The organism is Nocardioides abyssi (assembly GCF_030412915.1).
GTDB lineage: Bacteria > Actinomycetota > Actinomycetes > Propionibacteriales > Nocardioidaceae > Nocardioides > Nocardioides abyssi.
On record NZ_JAUHJR010000002.1, the window covers coordinates 42,376 to 59,645 of the forward strand.

The 17,270-nt window shown below is 74.4% G+C and carries 16 protein-coding genes; 7 read left to right on the forward strand and 9 right to left on the reverse strand.

Annotated features, from left to right (window positions below; genetic code table 11):
- Window positions 1-78: 78 nt before the first annotated feature.
- Complete coding sequence (locus QWY29_RS05300) at window positions 79-1,530, forward strand: MFS transporter (protein WP_300959651.1); 1,452 nt, start codon at window positions 79-81, stop codon at window positions 1,528-1,530.
- Between the two features lie 13 nt (window positions 1,531-1,543).
- Window positions 1,544-2,146 (forward strand): carboxymuconolactone decarboxylase family protein, encoded by a 603-nt coding sequence (locus QWY29_RS05305; protein WP_300959652.1) that lies wholly within the window; start codon window positions 1,544-1,546, stop codon window positions 2,144-2,146.
- A gap of 18 nt (window positions 2,147-2,164) precedes the next feature.
- Here QWY29_RS05305 and QWY29_RS05310 read toward each other — a convergent pair whose 3' ends face one another.
- A complete protein-coding gene (locus QWY29_RS05310; RefSeq protein WP_300959653.1) occupies window positions 2,165-2,626 on the reverse strand; it encodes a thioredoxin family protein in 462 nt (153 codons plus the stop codon).
- Window positions 2,627-2,633: 7 nt separating this feature from the next.
- Complete coding sequence (locus QWY29_RS05315; protein ID WP_300959654.1) at window positions 2,634-2,960, reverse strand: MerR family transcriptional regulator; 327 nt, start codon at window positions 2,958-2,960, stop codon at window positions 2,634-2,636.
- A gap of 112 nt (window positions 2,961-3,072) precedes the next feature.
- Here QWY29_RS05315 and QWY29_RS05320 point away from each other — a divergent pair, with 112 nt between their 5' ends.
- Window positions 3,073-3,504, forward strand: a complete 432-nt coding sequence (locus QWY29_RS05320; RefSeq protein WP_300959655.1) for an Hsp20/alpha crystallin family protein — start codon at window positions 3,073-3,075, stop codon at window positions 3,502-3,504.
- A 102-nt stretch (window positions 3,505-3,606) separates the two neighbouring features.
- On the opposite strand, the gene purB is transcribed toward QWY29_RS05320, so the two are convergent.
- The 3 genes from purB to QWY29_RS05335 all read right to left on the reverse strand — a co-directional run bounded on the left by purB (window position 3,607) and on the right by QWY29_RS05335 (window position 7,764).
- Window positions 3,607-5,037 (reverse strand): adenylosuccinate lyase, encoded by a 1,431-nt coding sequence (purB, locus tag QWY29_RS05325; RefSeq protein WP_300959656.1) that lies wholly within the window; start codon window positions 5,035-5,037, stop codon window positions 3,607-3,609.
- Between the two features lie 151 nt (window positions 5,038-5,188).
- Window positions 5,189-6,484, reverse strand: a complete 1,296-nt coding sequence (gene purD / locus QWY29_RS05330) for a phosphoribosylamine--glycine ligase (protein ID WP_300959657.1) — start codon at window positions 6,482-6,484, stop codon at window positions 5,189-5,191.
- Window positions 6,481-7,764 carry an adenylosuccinate synthase gene (locus tag QWY29_RS05335; protein ID WP_300959658.1) on the reverse strand — a complete coding sequence of 428 codons (1,284 nt, stop codon included), beginning with the start codon at window positions 7,762-7,764 and terminating at the stop codon, window positions 6,481-6,483. The genes purD and QWY29_RS05335 overlap by 4 nt, the downstream gene beginning before the upstream one ends.
- 125 nt (window positions 7,765-7,889) lie before the next feature.
- Here QWY29_RS05335 and QWY29_RS05340 point away from each other — a divergent pair, with 125 nt between their 5' ends.
- Window positions 7,890-8,801 (forward strand): diacylglycerol/lipid kinase family protein, encoded by a 912-nt coding sequence (locus QWY29_RS05340; protein ID WP_300959659.1) that lies wholly within the window; start codon window positions 7,890-7,892, stop codon window positions 8,799-8,801.
- 58 nt (window positions 8,802-8,859) lie between these two features.
- Here the strand turns inward: QWY29_RS05340 and QWY29_RS05345 are convergent, their stop codons facing one another.
- Window positions 8,860-9,861: a helix-turn-helix transcriptional regulator gene (locus tag QWY29_RS05345; protein WP_300959660.1), complete on the reverse strand. Its 1,002-nt coding sequence runs from the start codon at window positions 9,859-9,861 to the stop codon at window positions 8,860-8,862.
- A 285-nt stretch (window positions 9,862-10,146) separates the two neighbouring features.
- On the opposite strand from QWY29_RS05345, the gene lysS reads away from it, so the two are divergent.
- Window positions 10,147-11,916 (forward strand): lysine--tRNA ligase, encoded by a 1,770-nt coding sequence (gene lysS / locus QWY29_RS05350; RefSeq protein ID WP_300959661.1) that lies wholly within the window; start codon window positions 10,147-10,149, stop codon window positions 11,914-11,916.
- A gap of 190 nt (window positions 11,917-12,106) precedes the next feature.
- Here lysS and QWY29_RS05355 read toward each other — a convergent pair whose 3' ends face one another.
- Window positions 12,107-13,114 carry a YeiH family protein gene (locus tag QWY29_RS05355; protein WP_300959662.1) on the reverse strand — a complete coding sequence of 336 codons (1,008 nt, stop codon included), beginning with the start codon at window positions 13,112-13,114 and terminating at the stop codon, window positions 12,107-12,109.
- 101 nt (window positions 13,115-13,215) lie between these two features.
- Here QWY29_RS05355 and QWY29_RS05360 point away from each other — a divergent pair, with 101 nt between their 5' ends.
- Entirely contained in the window at window positions 13,216-14,139 is a 924-nt protein-coding gene (locus tag QWY29_RS05360; protein ID WP_300959663.1) for a LysR substrate-binding domain-containing protein, read from the forward strand.
- Here the strand turns inward: QWY29_RS05360 and QWY29_RS05365 are convergent.
- Entirely contained in the window at window positions 14,112-14,540 is a 429-nt protein-coding gene (locus tag QWY29_RS05365) for a DUF3151 domain-containing protein (protein ID WP_300959664.1), read from the reverse strand. The two genes, QWY29_RS05360 and QWY29_RS05365, sit on opposite strands and share 28 nt — an antisense overlap.
- A gap of 37 nt (window positions 14,541-14,577) precedes the next feature.
- On the opposite strand from QWY29_RS05365, the gene QWY29_RS05370 reads away from it, so the two are divergent.
- A complete protein-coding gene (locus QWY29_RS05370; RefSeq protein ID WP_300959665.1) occupies window positions 14,578-16,092 on the forward strand; it encodes a DHA2 family efflux MFS transporter permease subunit in 1,515 nt (504 codons plus the stop codon).
- A gap of 85 nt (window positions 16,093-16,177) precedes the next feature.
- On the opposite strand, the gene fbaA is transcribed toward QWY29_RS05370, so the two are convergent.
- A complete protein-coding gene (fbaA, locus tag QWY29_RS05375) occupies window positions 16,178-17,209 on the reverse strand; it encodes a class II fructose-bisphosphate aldolase (RefSeq protein ID WP_300959666.1) in 1,032 nt (343 codons plus the stop codon).
- Between the last annotated feature and the right edge of the window lie 61 nt (window positions 17,210-17,270).

The following is a 17,270-nucleotide window of genomic DNA, read 5'->3' on the forward strand; positions in this document are numbered from 1 at the left end:
CGACGCCCGGCCCGCGTCGTACCAAACCGCGCCCCGCCCTGCTGTCTGGGCCCGCCCCCGTCGGGGCAACGGGTGCCGGTGAGCGACGAGGGAGCCGGCGCCCGGGCGGCGGCCGAGGAGGAGCGTCCGCGGGAGGAGCACACCCCCGACCCGCGCCGCTGGAAGATCCTCGGCGTCACGCTCGTCGTCGGCTTCATGTCGCTGCTCGACGTCACGATCGTCAACGTCGCGGTCCCCTCGATGCAGGAGGGCCTCGACACCTCGGCCGGCACGATCCAGTGGGTCGTGTCCGGCTACGCCCTGGCCTTCGGCCTGACCCTCGTCGCCGGCGGGCGGCTCGGTGACGCCTACGGGCGCCGACGGCTGATGCTGATCGGGCTGACCGGCTTCATCCTCTCCAGCGCCGCGGTCGGCTTCGCCCCCAACATCGAGACCGTCGTCGCCGCCCGCCTCGCGCAGGGCGCGACCGCCGGCCTGCTGACCCCGCAGAACTCCGGCCTCATCCAGCAGCTGTTCCGCGGACCCGAGCGCGGCCGGGCGTTCGGCGCCTTCGGGTTCACCGTCTCGCTCTCCTCGGCCCTCGGGCCGGTCCTGGGCGGCGCGATCATCGCGCTGGCCGGGGAGGAGGAGGGCTGGCGGTGGCTGTTCCTCGTCAACGTCCCCATCGGGCTGGCCGCCCTGGTCGCGATCGCGGTGATCGTCCCGGGCCCCGACCGCAGGGACGAGGACACCGGCACCTGTATCGACGTGCCGGGCGCGCTGCTGCTCGGCGGCGCGGTGCTGTGCGTGCTCTTCCCGCTCGTGAGCCTGGAGAGCGGCGCGCTGCTGCCCCTCGTGCTGCTCGCCGGGGCGCCCGTCCTCGGCTGGGCGTTCGTCCGCTGGGAGGCCCGGCTGCGCCGCCAGGGCCGCCCGCCCCTGCTCGACGTCTCGCTGCTGCGGAGCCTGCCCGGCTACAGCACCGGCATGGCGATCGGCGCGCTCTACTTCACCGGGTTCACCGGTGTCTTCCTCGTGCTGTCGGTCCACCTCCAGGGCGCGCTCGACCTCACCCCGCTGCAGGCGGGCCTGCTGGTGACCCCGTTCGCGGTGGGCGCCGCGATCACCGCCCCGATCTCGGGGCGCCTGGTGTCGCGGTACGGCCGCTCGCTCACCGTGGTCGCGCTCGTGGTGATGATGACCGGCACCGCCCTGACGGCCTGGCTGGCCCCGACCTACGGCGACGGCGACATCTGGATGGCGCTCGTGCCGTGCCTGTTCCTCGCCGGCGTCGGCGGCGGCGGGGTCATCTCGCCGAACTTCACGCTCACCCTCGCCGAGGTGCCGCCCCGGATGGGCGGCGCCGCGGGCGCGGCCCTGCAGACCGGCCAACGGATCGGGTCGTCGCTCGGCGCGGCACTGCTGATGACGACGTACGGCGTGGCGATGGGCCCGTTCAGCGCCCAGGGCGCGCTGCGGGCAGCCCTCGTCGCGTCGCTGGTGGTGCTGTGCGCGGCTCTCGCCGCAGCGGTCTGGTCGCAGCGCCACGAATGAGGTGTCATGGGTCATGGCCTCCGAGACGTTCCTCCGCGACCCCGACCCGCACCCGTCCACAGCCGCCATGCTCGACGCCGACCGCTCGGCGTACGGCTTCGTCATGAACCTCACCCGCGTGTGGGCCCACCAGCCCGACGTCCACCGGGCGTACGTCGCCCTGGTGACCACGGCCGCGGACGCGGCCGGGCTGACGATGCGCGACCGCGGGGTGCTCGTGACGGCGCTGGCCAGCACGATGGGCGACTCCTACTGCTCGATCGCCTGGGGCGGGCGGCTGGCCGAGGAGGCCGGTGACCCCGCCGTGCCGGTCGCGGTGCTCTCGGGCAGCGACGAGGGCCTCGAGGAGCGCGACCGGGCGCTCGCGGCGTGGGCGCGCGCGGTCGTCCGCGACCCGGGCGGCACGACCGGCCGCGACGTCGACCGGCTCCGCGCCGCCGGGCTGGACGACGCCCAGGTGGTGGCCGCGACGGTGTACGTCGCCGCGCGACTCGCCTTCTCGACCGTCAACGGCGCCCTGGGGGCCCGGCCGGACGCCGGCCTGCGCGGGTCCACGCCGCCGGAGGTGCTGGACGCCGTCACGTGGGGACGGCCGATCGAGCCCGCCGACGACTGAGCCGCGGGGTTATGCCCGTCAGACGACCTCGCCGAGCGCGCCGAGCACCTGCTCCTTGCGCGGGGCGCCGGCAGCCCGGGTGACCTCGCGCCCCTCGGCGTCGAGCACCAGCGTCGTGGGCGTCCGCAGCACGCCGAGCCGGCGGACCAGCTCGAGGTGGTGCTCGGCGTCGACCTCGACATGGACCACGCCCGGCACCAGCTCGGCCACCTCGGCCAGGGTGCGGCGGGTCGCGCGGCACGGCGCGCAGAAGGCGGTGGAGAACTGCAGCAGGGTCGCCCGCTCCCCCGGCGCCACGTCGGGCACCGCGGCCGCGACGTCACTCCAGGTCGAAGGCGTCGCACTGCCCGGCGCCTCGGCCGCCGTCTGCCCGGGCACGCGTCCCCTCCTCGAGAACCGCCCGTCGGCCACCGCCCGCCAGGCACCCACGCCCAGGGCGAGCACGACGGCAGCGATGAGCACCCACAGTCCGGTCGTCACGGTCGGCTCAACCCTGCCGCGGGCCGGCTTGTTCCGCCCCGCCGCCGCGGGCCCGCAGCCGGGCGTTGGCCGCGCGCAGCCGGCGTACCTCCTCCTCCAGCGCGAGCACCCGCCCGATGCCGGCGAGGTTGAGCCCCTCGGCGAGCAGGTCGCGGATGCGGTGCAGCCGGTCGATGTCGGCGCGGCTGTAGAGGCGCGTCCCGCCCGCGGTGCGGCTGGGGTCGAGCAGGCCGCGGCGCTCGTAGACGCGGAGGTTCTGGATCTGCATCGAGACCATCTCCGCCGCCACCGAGATGGCGAAGACGCCTCGCTCGTGCTCGCGGTCGGGGCTCACAAGCTTGATTCTGGCGGAAAGATGGAATACAAGAAACCTGTAACCGTTGATACAGGTACGACGGGCTCACGCAGACCGTCGGACCGCACGACACGACCGAGGAGGAGCACCCATGTTGCTGCGCACCACCGATCCGTTCCGCGACTTCGACCGCCTGACCCAGCAGCTGCTGGGGACCACCAACCGCCCGGCCGTCATGCCGATGGACGCCTGGCGTGAGGGCGACCGGTTCGTCATCGAGTTCGACCTGCCCGGCGTCGCCCGCGAGAGCATCGACCTCGACGTCGAGCGGAACGTGCTCACCGTCCGCGCCGAGCGCACGCCCAACAACGGCGACTGGCAGATGCTGGCCACCGAGCGGACCCGCGGCTCCTTCAGCCGCCAGCTCGTCCTCGGCGACAACCTCGACCTGGACCGCATCGAGGCGTCCTACGACGCCGGCGTGCTGCGGCTGGTCGTCCCGGTCGCCGAGAAGGCCAAGCCGCGCAAGATCGAGATCGGCTCCGCCTCGCCCGAGGCCCAGCCGGCCGCGATCGAGGGTTGAGCCGGCCGGCAGGACCGGCCAGGTAGACACGACGAGGGCAGGTACGACGAGGGCCCGGGCACCGTCTGGTGTCCGGGCCCTCGCGCGTGCGGGTGGGAGCCGCTAGAGGATCGCGCCGGGCGCGTACGCCGCGGCGTCGGGGTGCCGCTCGGTCACGGCCGCCACGCGGCGTACGACCTCCTGGACCTGCGCGACCGCGGCGCCGGTGAAGGTGATCGGCTCGGCGACGAGCGAGCCGAGCTGCTCGGCGGAGAGGCCGAGGCGCTCGTCGGCGGCGAGGCGGGCGAAGACGTCGTTCTCCGCCTGGCCCCGGCGCATGTCCAGCGCGGTGCCGACCGCCGCCTCCTTGATCGCCTCGTGGGCGGCCTCGCGGCCCACGCCGTTGCGGACCGCGGCCATCAGGACCTTGGTGGTGGCGAGGAAGGGCAGGTAGCGGTCGAGCTCGCGCTGGACGACCGCCGGGAACGCGCCGAACTCGTCGAGCACGGTCAGGAACGTCTGGAAGAGACCGTCGACGGCGAAGAACGCGTCGGGCAGCGCGACCCGGCGGACGACGGAGTCGGAGACGTCGCCCTCGTTCCACTGGTCGCCGGCGAGCTCGCCGATCATCGAGAGGTAGCCGCGGGTGACGACGGCCAGGCCGTTGACCCGCTCGCAGGAGCGGCTGTTCATCTTGTGCGGCATCGCCGAGGAGCCGACCTGGCCCTCCTTGAACCCCTCGGTGACCAGCTCGTTGCCGGCCATCAGCCGGATCGTGGTGGCGAGGTTGGAAGGGCCCGCGACGAGCTGGACGAGCGCGGAGACGACGTCGAAGTCGAGCGAGCGCGGGTAGACCTGGCCGACGCTGGTGAGCACCCGGTCGAAGCCGAGGTGCGCGGCGACCCGCTGCTCGAGCTCGGCCAGCCGCACCTCGTCGCCGTCGAGCAGGTCGAGCATGTCCTGCGCGGTGCCCATCGGGCCCTTGATGCCGCGCAGCGGGTAGCGGCCCAGCAGGTCCTCGACCCGCTCGAGCGCCACCAGCATCTCGTCGGCGACGGTCGCGAACCGCTTGCCGAGCGTCGTCGCCTGCGCGGCCACGTTGTGGCTGCGGCCGGCCATGACCGTCAGCTCGTGCTCCGCCGCGAGGCGCCCGAGCCGGGCCAGCGTCGCGACGGCCCGGTCCCGGACGATCTGCAGGGACTGGCGGACCTGGAGCTGCTCGACGTTCTCGGTCAGGTCGCGCGAGGTCATCCCCTTGTGGATGTGCTCGTGGCCGGCGAGCGCGCAGAACTCCTCGATCCGCGCCTTCACGTCGTGGCGCGTCACCCGCTCGCGGGCCGCGATCGAGGCGAGGTCCACGGCCGCCTCACCCTGCGCGACGACCGCCTCGTAGGCCTCGACCACGCCGTCGGGCACCTCGATCCCCAGGTCGCGCTGGGCCTTGAGGACGGCGACCCACAGCTGCCGCTCGAGGACCACCTTGTGCGCCGGCGACCAGGTGCCGGCGAGGTCGGGAGCGGCGTACCGCGTGGCCAGGACGTTCGGGACGGTCACGCCGCGGATCCTCCCACGGCCCGGGCGGCCGGCAGATTCATCGGCCAGCCGCTGGAACTGTCGGTGGGACGCTGAAGCTTCATCGGCCCACCGACAGCTTCGTCGGCCAGCCGATGAACCTCACGGCTGCCGCTGGACCCTGGCGCGCCCGTCAGCCGTCCAGGACGGAGGCACCCTCGACGACGCCGAGCGGCTCGGCGGCGATGTCGGAGCGGCGCTGCATGCCGGGGAAGGCGACGTGGTCGGCGGCGACGTACGCCGCGGCGCGGGCCGCCGCGACGTCGGCCCCGGTCGCGCGGACCGCCAGGACCCGGCCGCCGGCGGTCACGAGCGCGTCCCCGGTGAGCGCGGTGCCGGCGTGGATGACGTCGACCCCGGGCAGGGCGTCCGCGGCGGAGGTGCCGGTGATGACGTCACCCGTCGAGGACGACTCGGGGTAGCCGGCGGAGGCGAGCACGACGCTGACGGCCGCGCCCTCGCGGAAGCGGGGCGGGGCGACGTCGGCGAGGCGCCCCTCGGCGGCGGCCAGCAGCAGCTCGCCCAGCGGGGAGTCGAGCAGCGCGAGCACCGGCTGCACGTCGGGGTCCCCGAAGCGGACGTTGAACTCGATGACCCGGGGACCGGCTGCGGTGAGCGCCAGACCGACGTACAGGCAGCCGCGGAAGGGGGCTCCGCGACGCACCATCTCGTCGAGCGTGGGCTGGACGACGGTGGCGACGACGACGTCGGCGAGGTCGGTCGGGGCCCACGGCAGCGGCGAGTAGGAGCCCATCCCGCCGGTGTTGGGGCCGCGGCCGCCGTCGTGGATGCGCTTGAAGTCCTGAGCGGGCTGGAGCGGCCGGGTGGTGGTGCCGTCGCAGACCGCGAAGAGCGAGACCTCCGGCCCGTCGAGGAACTCCTCGACCACGACGCGGTCGCAGGTGGCCGCGTGGGCCAGCGCCTCGTCCCGGTCGGTGGTGACCACGACGCCCTTGCCGGCGGCGAGCGCGTCGTCCTTGACGACGTAGGGCGCGCCGGAAGCGTCGAGGGCGGCCGCGACCTCGTCGGGGGTCGAGCAGACCCACGACCGCGCGGTCGGGACGCCGGCAGCGGCCATGACCTCCTTGGCGAACGCCTTGGAGCCCTCGAGCCGAGCCGCGGCGCGCGAGGGGCCGAAGCAGGGGATGCCCGCCTCGACCACGGCGTCGGCGACGCCGGCGACGAGCGGCGCCTCGGGGCCGACCACGACCAGGTCCACGCCGAGCCGGGTGGCCAGGGCGGTGACGGCGGCGGGGTCGCCGGGGTCGACGTCGTGCAGGGTCGCGACGGAGCCGATGCCGGGGTTGCCCGGGGCCGCGTGGACCTCGGTGACGCCGGGGTCGCGGGACAGCGCGAGGGCGAGCGCGTGCTCCCGGCCGCCGGTGCCGACGACCAGCACGCTCGCGGGTGCCGTCGACGGGTCGCTCACGGGTGGACGACCACCGTCTGCTCGCGGCCCGGGCCGACGCCGACGCCCCAGATGCGGGTGCCGGAGAGCTCCTCGAGCGCCTGCACGTAGCGCTGGGCGTTGACCGGGAGGTCCTCGAAGGTGCGGCAGCCGGAGATGTCGGTGCCCCAGCCGTCGAAGTACTCGTAGACCGGCGTCGCGTGGTGGAACTCGGTCTGCGTCATCGGCATCTCGTCGTGCCGCACGCCGTCGACCTCGTAGGCCACGCAGACCGGGATGCGGTCCCAGGCGCCGAGGATGTCGAGCTTGGTGAGGAACAGGTCGGTGAGGCCGTTGACGCGCGAGGCGTAGCGGGCGACGACGGAGTCGTACCAGCCGCAGCGGCGGGTGCGGCCGGTCGAGACGCCGATCTCGCCGCCGAGCTGCTGCAGCTGCTGGCCGTCCTCATCGAAGAGCTCGGTCGGGAACGGCCCGGCGCCCACGCGGGTCGTGTAGGCCTTGATGACGCCGATCACCCGGTCGATGCGGGTGGGCCCGACGCCGGCGCCGACGCAGACGCCACCGGCGACCGGGTTGGAGGACGTCACGAACGGATAGGTGCCGTGGTCGACGTCGAGCATCGTGGCCTGGGCACCCTCGAAGAGCACGGTCTCACCGCGGTCGAGCGCCTGGTTGAGCAGCAGCGAGGTGTCGGCGACCATCGGCCGCAACCGCTCGACGTACGCCGTGAGCTCCTCGACGACCGCGTCGACCTCGATGGCCCGGCGGTTGTAGATCTTGGTGAGCAGGTGGTTGCGGACGTCGAGCGCCGCCTCGACCTTCTGGCGCAGGATCTTCTCGTCGAAGAGGTCCGCGATGCGCACGCCGTAGCGGTTGACCTTGTCGGAGTACGCCGGCCCGATGCCGCGGCCGGTCGTGCCGATCTGGTTCTTGCCGAGGAAGCGCTCGGTGACCTTGTCGATCGTGGAGTGGTACGACGCGATGACGTGCGCGTTGGCGCTCACCACGAGCCCGCCGATCTCCACCCCGCGCTCGAGCAGGCCGTCGAGCTCGCGGAAGAGCGCCTCGGGCGAGACGACCACGCCGTTGGCGATCACCGAGGTGGCGCCGGGGGTCAGGATGCCGCTCGGCAGCAGGTGGGTGGCGTACTTCTCGCCGTCGATCACGATGGTGTGGCCGGCGTTGTGACCGCCGCTGGTCCGCACCACGTAGTCGATCGGGTCGGTGGTCGCCAGCTGGTCGGTGGCCTTGCCCTTGCCCTCGTCGCCCCACTGGGCTCCGAGCACGACGATCGCGGGCATGGTGACTCCTCACACGTGATGGATCACGTCACGACGAAGCCCCGGGTGCAGCAAGGGCTGTCCGGGGCTCTTGCGACCCCACGTTAGCAAGGACGAGGGACAGGGCGGGCGCTAGTGTCGCCGCGATGGACCCCCTCCTCGTGATCACCAACAGCGACGCCGGCACCGCCGACGAGCAGCAGCTCGAGAGCGCGCTGGCCGTCCTGCGCGAGCGCACGTCGGTCGAGGTGTGCGCGACGTCGGACCCGGGCGAGCTCGACGGCGTCCTGCACCGGGCCGGCTCCCGGCGCATCGTGGTGGCCGGCGGCGACGGCAGCATGCACGCGGTCGTGGCGGCGCTGCACCGCCGCCGCGAGCTCGAGGACGCGGTGCTCGGCCTGCTGCCGCTCGGCACGGGCAACGACTTCGCGCGCGGCAACGGCATCCCCCTCGACGTGGTCGAGGCCGCCAAGGTCGTGCTGCACGGGCAGCCCCGCCGGATGGACCTGATCCTCGACGAGGTCGGCGAGATCGTCGTCAACAGCGTGCACGCGGGCGCCGGCGCCCAGGCCAGCCGGCGCGCGGACCGCTGGAAGGACCGGCTGCACAAGGTCGGGGTGGGCGGGGTGAACCTCGGGCGGCTCGGCTACCCCATCGGCGCGCTGCTCGCCGCGGTCAAGCCGCCCTACGTCCGGCTCCGTGTCGAGGTCGACGGGGAGGTCGTCATCGACTACGACCAGCCGGTGCTCATGGTCGCGGTCGGCAACGGGTCCAACGTCGGCGGCGGGACCGAGCTGACCCCCGACGCCGACCCCCGCGACGGGCTGATGGACGTGATGGTCGCGCGGTCCGTCGGGCCGCTGCAGCGAGTCGGGTACCTCGCGTCGCTGCTGCGCGCCACCCACCACGAGCGCGACGACGTGCTCTACCTGCGCGCCAAGCAGGTCACCGTCGACGGCGAGCAGTTCTACTGCTCGGCCGACGGCGAGGTCTACGGCCCGGAGCGGCGGCGCACGTGGCGCCTCGAGCCGGCGGCGTACTCCATGGTCCTGCCCTGACCGTCCACCCTGACCGCTGACGCCGCCGGCGGGCTGCCGGGCAGGGGGGGGTTGAGGGCTACAGCCAGCCCCGCCGCACGGCCTCGGCTCCGGCCTGGAACCGGGTGTCGGCGCCGAGCTCGCCGAGCAGGTCGGCCACCCGACGGCGCACCGTCCGCAGGCTGACGCCGAGCCGGCGGGCGATCTGCTCGTCCTGCGCGCCCTCGGCCAGCTGCTGGAGCAGGAAGCGCCGCAGGTCGGGGCGGCCGTCGCTGCTCTCGATCTCGGGCACCGGGGAGGCGCGGTCCCACAGCTCGTCGAACCACTGGGCCGTCACCTCCACCAGGCCGCGCTGGCGCAGCAGCGTCAGCGGCTCGTCGACGAAGCCGAGCGGCTCGGGCAGGAGGGCGTAGCTGGTGCCGATGACGCAGAGCCGGGTGGGCACGGCGGGCAGCACCCGCACCTCCTCGCCGGCCGCGGCCCGGCGGGCGAGCGCCTCGCGGGCCTCGGTCAGCGCCCGGACCGGGTAGATCGCCCGCGCCCGCCGGCCCTGGGCGACCACCTCGCGCAGCAGCTCGGTCATCGCGGCCTCGCGGCTCTCCTCGAGGAACTGGTCGGGCCGCAGCGACCGGACCTCCCCGGGGCTCTGCCGCACCAGCACGCTGGTGAGGTCGACGGCGTGACCGCGGCCGCCGGTGCTGATCTCGCCGTCGATGGGCCGGACGCGGGCGTCGCCGTCGCCCTGCCGCACGGCCCGGCCGGCGAGCAGCGGCACGGCGGCGGCGAGGTCGGAGAGCCGGGCGTGGGCCCGGGCGGCCGTCGCCGCCGTCTCGCTGAGCACCCGCACGATCGCCTCGGCCGGGCTGTCGACGTACACCCGGTCGTCCTCGACCCGCACGATGCCGTGGGCGAGGAACGCCGCCAGGTCGCGCTCCAGCTCCTGCGGCGTGCGACCGAGCGCCGCGGCCACCGAGACCACCTCGCGACCGCTCTGCGCGCGGATCCGCTCGTAGAAGTGGTCGTCGTCGTCACCGAGGCCGAAGGCCTCCAGGAGGGTGGCGGGGTCACGGGGCGCAGGCACGTCCCCATGGTGGCACCTTCCGGCCAACGTCCGGGAAGGGCGGGGTGGCCTGGAACGGCCAGGCATGCTGGAGGCGTACGTCGACGACAGGACGGCCGCCGGACTCGGGGGAGGCGGCGGCCGACCGGGCCCGCGTCGGGGGACGTGGAGGCCGGTCGACGTGCCGGAGGGTGTCGGGACCGCCGCAGGGGACGGTTCCGGCGCCCTCCTCCCCCGGCGGTAGCGTTGCCCCTCGTCCACATCACGGGCCGCGCGGCGGCCCACCCGACGTGCGAGGAGCGAGCAGTGGCGCGAGGCAACCGGTCCGAGAAGGGCTCCGGCGAGCCCGTCGACTGGGTCACCCGCGCCGCCGACGACGCGATCCGGCACGCGGGCGTCCCGGTCGACGGCCAGGACGACCAGGACGCCGCGGACCGCGGGACCACCGGGGACCGCCTGATCACCTGCGCGTCCGGCGCGAGCCCGTCGGGGCCGATCCACCTGGGCAACCTGCGCGAGTTCCTCACCCCGCACCTCGTCGCCGAGGAGATCCGGCGCCGCGGCATCCCCGTGCGGCACCTGCACAGCTGGGACGACTTCGACCGGTTCCGCAAGGTCCCCGCCGGGGTCCCCGCCTCCTGGGCCGAGCACATCGGCCGCCCGCTCTCGGCCGTCCCCGACCCGTGGGAGTGCCACGAGTCGTGGGCCGAGCACTTCAAGGCCCCCCTCCGGGCGGCGCTGGCCGAGATGGGCGTGGAGATGGAGGAGGTGTCGCAGACCGAGCGCTACCGGGCCGGCGCCTACACCGAGCAGGTCCTGCACGCGATCCGGCACCGCGACACCATCGAGGAGGTGCTGGCCAAGCACCGCACCAAGAAGGCCGCACCGGTCGCGGAGAACGACCAGGAGGCCGAGGCGCTCGCCGAATCCGTCGCCGACGAGGACGAGACCACCGCCGGCGGCTCGCTGGCGCGCTTCCCCTACAAGCCCTACTGCCGCGAGTGCGGCCGCGACACCGTCGACGTGACCGCCTACGACGACGAGACGACCGACCTGTCCTACACCTGCTCCTCCTGCGGCTTCACCGGCGTCACCAACGTCGCGACCCAGCACGAGGGCAAGCTGGTCTGGAAGGTCGACTGGCCGATGCGCTGGGCCGTCGAGGGCGTCGACTTCGAGCCCGGGGGCCTGGACCACTCCACGCCCGGGTCGTCCTACACCGTCGGCAAGGAGCTGGTGAAGCGCGTCTTCGACTTCCGCGCCCCCTCCTACGTCGCCTACGCGTTCGTGGGGTTCGCCGGCATGCAGAAGATGTCGTCCTCCGCCGGCGGCGTCCCCACCGCGGCCGACGCGCTGAAGGTGCTCGAGGCGCCGATCCTGCGCTGGCTCTACGCCCGGCGCCAGCCCAAGCAGGCCTTCAACATCGACTTCGGCGCCGAGGTCGTGCGGCTGTACGACGAGTGGGACTCCCTGGGCCGCAAGGCCGCCGACCCCGCCAAGCGCGACGCACAGGTGCTCGCCTTCGAGCGCGCGTCGGCCACCGCCGCGGCCGGCACGCTGCCGACCCCGCGCGTGGTCGTGCCGTTCCGCCTGCTGTCCTCGGTCGCCGACGTCACCGCCGGCAGCGCCGAGCTGATCAGCGGCATCGTCGCCCGCGGCGGCCACGCCCACGACTCCGTCGCCGACCTGCAGCCCCGGCTGGACCGGGCGATGACCTGGACCGCGGAGTTCGTGCCCGCTGAGGACCGCACCACCGTCCGCGACGAGCCCGACACCGAGCGGCTCGCCGCCCTCTCCCCTGACGAGCAGCGCTGGCTCACCGAGCTGCTCGACCGGCTGCCCGCCGAGCTCGACGTCGACGACACCACCGCCCTGGTCTACGGCGTCCCCAAGCTCGCCCGCGGGCTCGCCCTCGCCGACGCTCCGACGGACGAGGTCAAGGCCGACCAGAAGGCGTTCTTCCGGCTGCTCTACGAGCTCCTGGTCGGCGCCGAGCGCGGCCCCCGCCTGCCCACGCTGTTCCTCGCCCTGGGCTCCGACAGGATCCGGCACCTGCTCACCCCGTCGGCTGGTTGAGGAAGGCGCTCTGGCGCCTGTCTCGAAACCCGCCGCCACCGCTGGTCGAGCAAGGAGGCCGCCCAGGGCCGACCGGTGACGAGACCCGGCGACGGACGCAGGGCCGCAACCACGTCACCAGGTCTCGTCGACGCTCGGTTTCGAGACGGCGCTGGCGCGCCTCCTCAACCCACCGGCCAGGGCGAGCCGCTCAGCCGGCGACGACGTACGCCGCCGGCAGCCCGAGCAGCGCGACGAGGCCGGTGGCGGCGAGCGCGAGCAGCACCAGCGGCCGGCCGGTCCGCCGGAGCGCGCCGGGGTCGAGCGAGCAGCCGAGCGCGAACATCGCGGCGGCCAGCGCCGCGGCCTGGACCGCCCCGGCAGCGGCGAGCAGCCCCTCGGGCAGCGGCACGGTCGCCCGCACCACCACGAGCCCCACGAAGACGACGACGAACCCGGGCACGAGCGGCGGGCGGCGTACGCCCGGGGTGGCGGGGGCGCGCACCGAGAGGACGGCCAGCACCGGCGCGAGCAGGAGCACGCGACCGAGCTTGACCGCGACCGCGACCTCGAGCGCGGCCCCGCCGAGCAGCCCGCCGGCGACGACGACCTGGCCGACCTCGTGGACCGAGGCACCGGCCCAGGCCGCGGTCGAGGTGGCGGGCAGCCCGAGCGCCGCGCCGACCAGCGGGACTGCGAGCATCGCCGCGCTGCCGCAGACGACGACGAGAGCCACCACGCGGGCGACGTCCTCCGCGCGGCTGCGACGCACGCCGTCGAGCGCCGCGACCGCGGCGGCGCCGCAGATGGAGAAGCCGCAGGCGACGAGGAGGGCCTGCTCGGGAGGTACGCCGAGGAGCCGGCCGATCGCGAGCGTGCCGGTGATGCCGAGCCCCACGACGCCGACGACGACCGCGACCAGGGGCCAGCCGAGCGCCACCACGTCGTCGAGCACCAGCTGGAGGCCGAGCAGCGCGACGCCCACGCGGAGCACGTCGCGCGAGGCGGTGGCCAGCCCCGGCCGCGCCGCCTCCGGGAGCCGGCCCGACGTGGCGGCGACGAGGCCGAGCGCGACGGCGACCAGCGTGGCACCGAGCGCCGGCACCGCGGACTGCACCGCCAGCGCCGTCCCACCAGCCGCACCGGCGAGGAGCAGGCCGGGCAGCCGGGCAGGTGCCGGCGTCGGCGACGCGGTCGACGGCCGAGCGGTTGCGAGCATGCCTCCACCCTCGCCGCGGCAGGGCCGGGACGGTAGCCGTCGATCCGGCTGCGACTCATGCGTCCTTGATATGAGCAGCGGCCCGGTCATACGTTGACGGCATGACCTCGCCGCTGGACCTCACCGGCCTCGACCTGCTCGTCCGGGTCGCGGAGACCGGTTCGGTGGGTGCGGCGGCCCGACAGCTGGGGATGGCCCAGCCGAACGCCAGCCGGCTGCTCGCCAAGCTCGAGCGGCAGCTGGACCTCACGCTGCTGGTGCGCACCACCGCCGGGTCGCGGCTGACCACCGAGGGCGAGGTGGTCGTGGCCTGGGCGCGCGACGCGCTGGCCGGGGTCGAGCGGGTGTTGCTGGGCGCCCGGTCGCTGGCCGCGCAGCGCAAGGCGCACCTGACGGTCGCGAGCAGCCTCACGGTGGCCGAGCACCTCGCGCCGCGGTGGCTGGCCCGGTTCCGGCGCGAGCACCCCGACCTGCACGTCAGCCTCGACGTCGGCAACTCCCACCACGTGCTGGAGCGGGTGGTGTCCGGGCGGGTGCCGCTGGGGTTCGTCGAGTCACCGACCGTCCCGCGGACCGTCGCCTCCACCACGGTCGCCCGCGACCGGCTGCTCGTCGTGGTCGGTCCGACCCACGCGTGGGCCCGGCGGCGCACGCCGGTCACCGCGGCCGAGCTGGTCGGCTCCGACCTGGTGCTGCGCGAGGCCGGGTCGGGGACCCGGGAGACGCTCGTGCGGGCGCTCGACCTGGCCGGTCACGCGCTCGGCGAGCAGCGGCTGGAGCTGGCCAGCACCGCGGCGGTCAAGGCGGCGGCCGCCGAGGGCGGGGCGGCAGGGGTGGTGAGCGAGCTGGCCGTGGCCGCGGAGCTCGCGACCGGCCAGCTCGTCGCCGTACCCGTCGCCGACCTCGACCTCTCCCGCTCGCTGCGCGCGGTCTGGTCGCCCGAGCGGCGGCCGGAGGGTCCGGCCGCCGCGCTGGTCAGGCTGGCGCGGGCCGACGCTCAGGCGTCGCCGAGCAGCTCGGTGTAGGCGGTCGGGGAGGAGTCGCGCAGGAAGTCGCGGCAACGCTCCCACTCGTCGGTCTCGCCGATCGCGCGGGCGGCCCCGGCCAGCAGCGCGAGGCAGGTGAGGAAGCCGCGGTTGGGCTCGTGCTCCCACGGCACCGGGCCGTGGCCCTTCCAGCCGTTGCGGCGCAGCATGTCCAGGCTGCGGTGGTAGCCGACGCGCGCGTAGGCGTAGACCGTCACCGCGTCGGCGTCGGCCGCCACGGCCTCCTGGGCCAGTGCGGCCCAGGCCACCGGCGAGGCCGGGCTGCGGCGCACGACGTCCGTCGGCGTCTCGCCGCCCGCCAGCGCGTCGGTCGCCGGGTCCGCCGGGAGGTGGGTCGGCGGGGGTCCCGCCATCAGGTCGCGTCCGATCGGGGTGGTCATGGGAAGCATTGTCCACGGCGGGGTGTTCACTCCCCTCGTGACCTCGACCGCTCCCGCGACCGCCGCGCCCGCCGCCCCAGAGAAGGACCCGTGGCCGGCGCTGTTCGCCCTCTGCCTGGGCTTCTTCATGATCCTCGTGGACTCCACGATCGTCTCCGTCGCGACGCCCGCCCTGATCGAGGACCTGCAGGCCGACGTCAACGCGGTGGTCTGGGTGACCAGCGCCTACCTGCTGGCGTACGCCGTCCCGGTGCTCATCACCGGACGGCTCGGCGACCGGTTCGGCCCGCGGCGGATGTACCTCGCCGGCCTGGCCGTCTTCACCCTCGCCTCGCTGTGGTGCGGCTTGACCGGGTCGATCGAGGGCCTGGTCGCCGCCCGCGTGGTGCAGGGCCTCGGCGCCGCGATGATCACGCCGCAGACGATGGCGATCATCACCCGGATCTTCCCCGCGGAGCGCCGCGGCAAGGCGATGGCGCTGTGGGGCGCGACCGCCGGCGTCGCGACGCTGGTCGGCCCGATCCTCGGCGGCGTGCTCGTCGACGCGCTCGGCTGGGAGTGGATCTTCTTCATCAACGTGCCGGTCGGCATCGTCGGCTTCGTCCTCGCGCTGCGGCTCGTCCCGGTGCTGCAGACCAACAACCACCGCTTCGACTGGCTCGGCGTCGCGCTCAGCGGGGCCGGCATGTTCCTGCTCGTCTTCGGCGTGCAGGAGGGCCACCAGCTGGAGTGGAGCGCGCTGGTCTGGACGATGATCGTCGGCGGCATCGTCGTGCTCGCCCTCTTCATCGGCTGGCAGGCCCGCAACAAGGCCGAGCCGCTGGTGCCGCTCGCGCTCTTCCGCGACCGGAACTTCTCCCTGGCCAACGTCGCCATCACCGCCATGGGCTTCGCGATCACCGCGATGGCGATCCCGCTGATGCTGTGGGCCCAGGTCGTCCGCGGCCTCAGCCCCACCCGCGCCGCGCTGCTGCTCGTGCCGATGGCGGTCATGACCATCGTGCTGGCCCGCCCCGTCGGCGGCCTGACCGACCGGGTGCACCCGCGGGTGCTGACCGGCTTCGGGTTCACCGCGATCATCGTCTCGCTGGTGTGGCTCGCGCTCGCGCTGCAGCCCGACGGCTCGGTGCTGTGGCTGGTGCCGCCGATGGTGCTGCTCGGCATCGGCAACGCCTTCGTGTGGGCGCCCAACTCCGCGACCGCCACCCGCAACCTCCCGCTGCACCAGGCCGGCGCCGGGTCGGGCATCTACAACGCCACCCGCCAGGTCGGCGCCGTGCTCGGCTCCGCCGCGATCGCCGTGCTCATCGACGCCCGGCTCGCGGCCGAGGGGCTGCCGTCGTACGGCGGTGGCGAGGCAGGCGCGTCCGGCGGCGGCTCGGAGCTGCCGGCGGCCGTCGCACAGTCGTTCAGCGACGCGATGGGCGCCTCGCTTCTCCTCCCGCCGGCCGTGCTGGTGCTGGGCCTGGTCGCCGCGCTGTGCTTCGAGCGGCCCCGCCACGCGGGCTTCGGCGGCGCGGCTGCGCCCGTCCCTGCGGCTGCCGCGGACTGACCGGGCTCCCCCGCACGACGAACGACGCGGCGCCGGCCCCGAGGGGACCGGCGCCGTGTCGTACGAGCGGGAGGCGGAGGAGCCGTCAGCCGAGGGTCCTGCCGGCGGAGCGCAGGTGCTCGCAGGCCTCGACCACGCGGGCGGCCATGCCGGCCTCGGCGGCCTTGCCCCAGGCGCGGGGGTCGTAGGCCTTCTTGTTGCCGACCTCGCCGTCGACCTTGAGGACGCCGTCGTAGTTGTTGAACATGTGGGCGGCAACGGGACGCGTGAAGGCGTACTGGGTGTCGGTGTCGACGTTCATCTTCACCACGCCGTAGTCGACGGCGTCGGCGATCTCCTCGGCCGAGGAGCCCGAGCCGCCGTGGAACACGAGGTGGAACGGCTTGGCGCCGGCCTCGAGGCCGAACTCGGAGACGACCGCCTCCTGGGCCTCCTTGAGCACCTCCGGGCGGAGCTTGACGTTGCCCGGCTTGTAGACGCCGTGCACGTTGCCGAAGGTCAGCGCGGTCATGTAGTAGCCGCGGTCGCCGTACCCGAGCGCCTTGGCGGTCGCGATCGCGTCGGCCGGGGTGGAGTAGAGCTTGTCGTTGATCTCGTGGGCGACGCCGTCCTCCTCGCCGCCGACGACGCCGACCTCGATCTCGAGGATGATCTTGGCCGCGATGCAGCGCTCGAGCAGGTCGGAGGCGATGGTGAGGTTCTCCTCCAGCGGCACCGCGGAGCCGTCCCACATGTGCGACTGGAACAGCGGCGCCTCGCCCCGCTCGACCCGCTCGCGGGAGATCTCCAGCAGCGGGCGGACGAAGCCGTCGAGCTTGTCCTTGGGGCAGTGGTCGGTGTGCAGCGCGATGTTGACCGGGTAGTTCTTGGCGACCTCGGCGGCGTACTGCGCGAAGGCGACGGAGCCGGCCACCATGTCCTTGACCGACGGGCCGGAGAGGTACTCCGCGCCACCGGTGGAGACCTGGATGATGCCGTCGGAGCCGGCGTCGGCGAAGCCCTTGAGGGCGGCGTTCAGCGTCTGCGAGGACGACACGTTGATGGCCGGGAACGCGTAGGCGTTCTGCTTGGCCGCGTCGAGCATCTCGGCGTACTTCTCGGGGGTCGCGATGGGCACTGCGGGCTCCTCCAGGGGTCGGGCAGGTGGCGGTGCAAGGGTGGGGCAAGGCTCGGGCAGG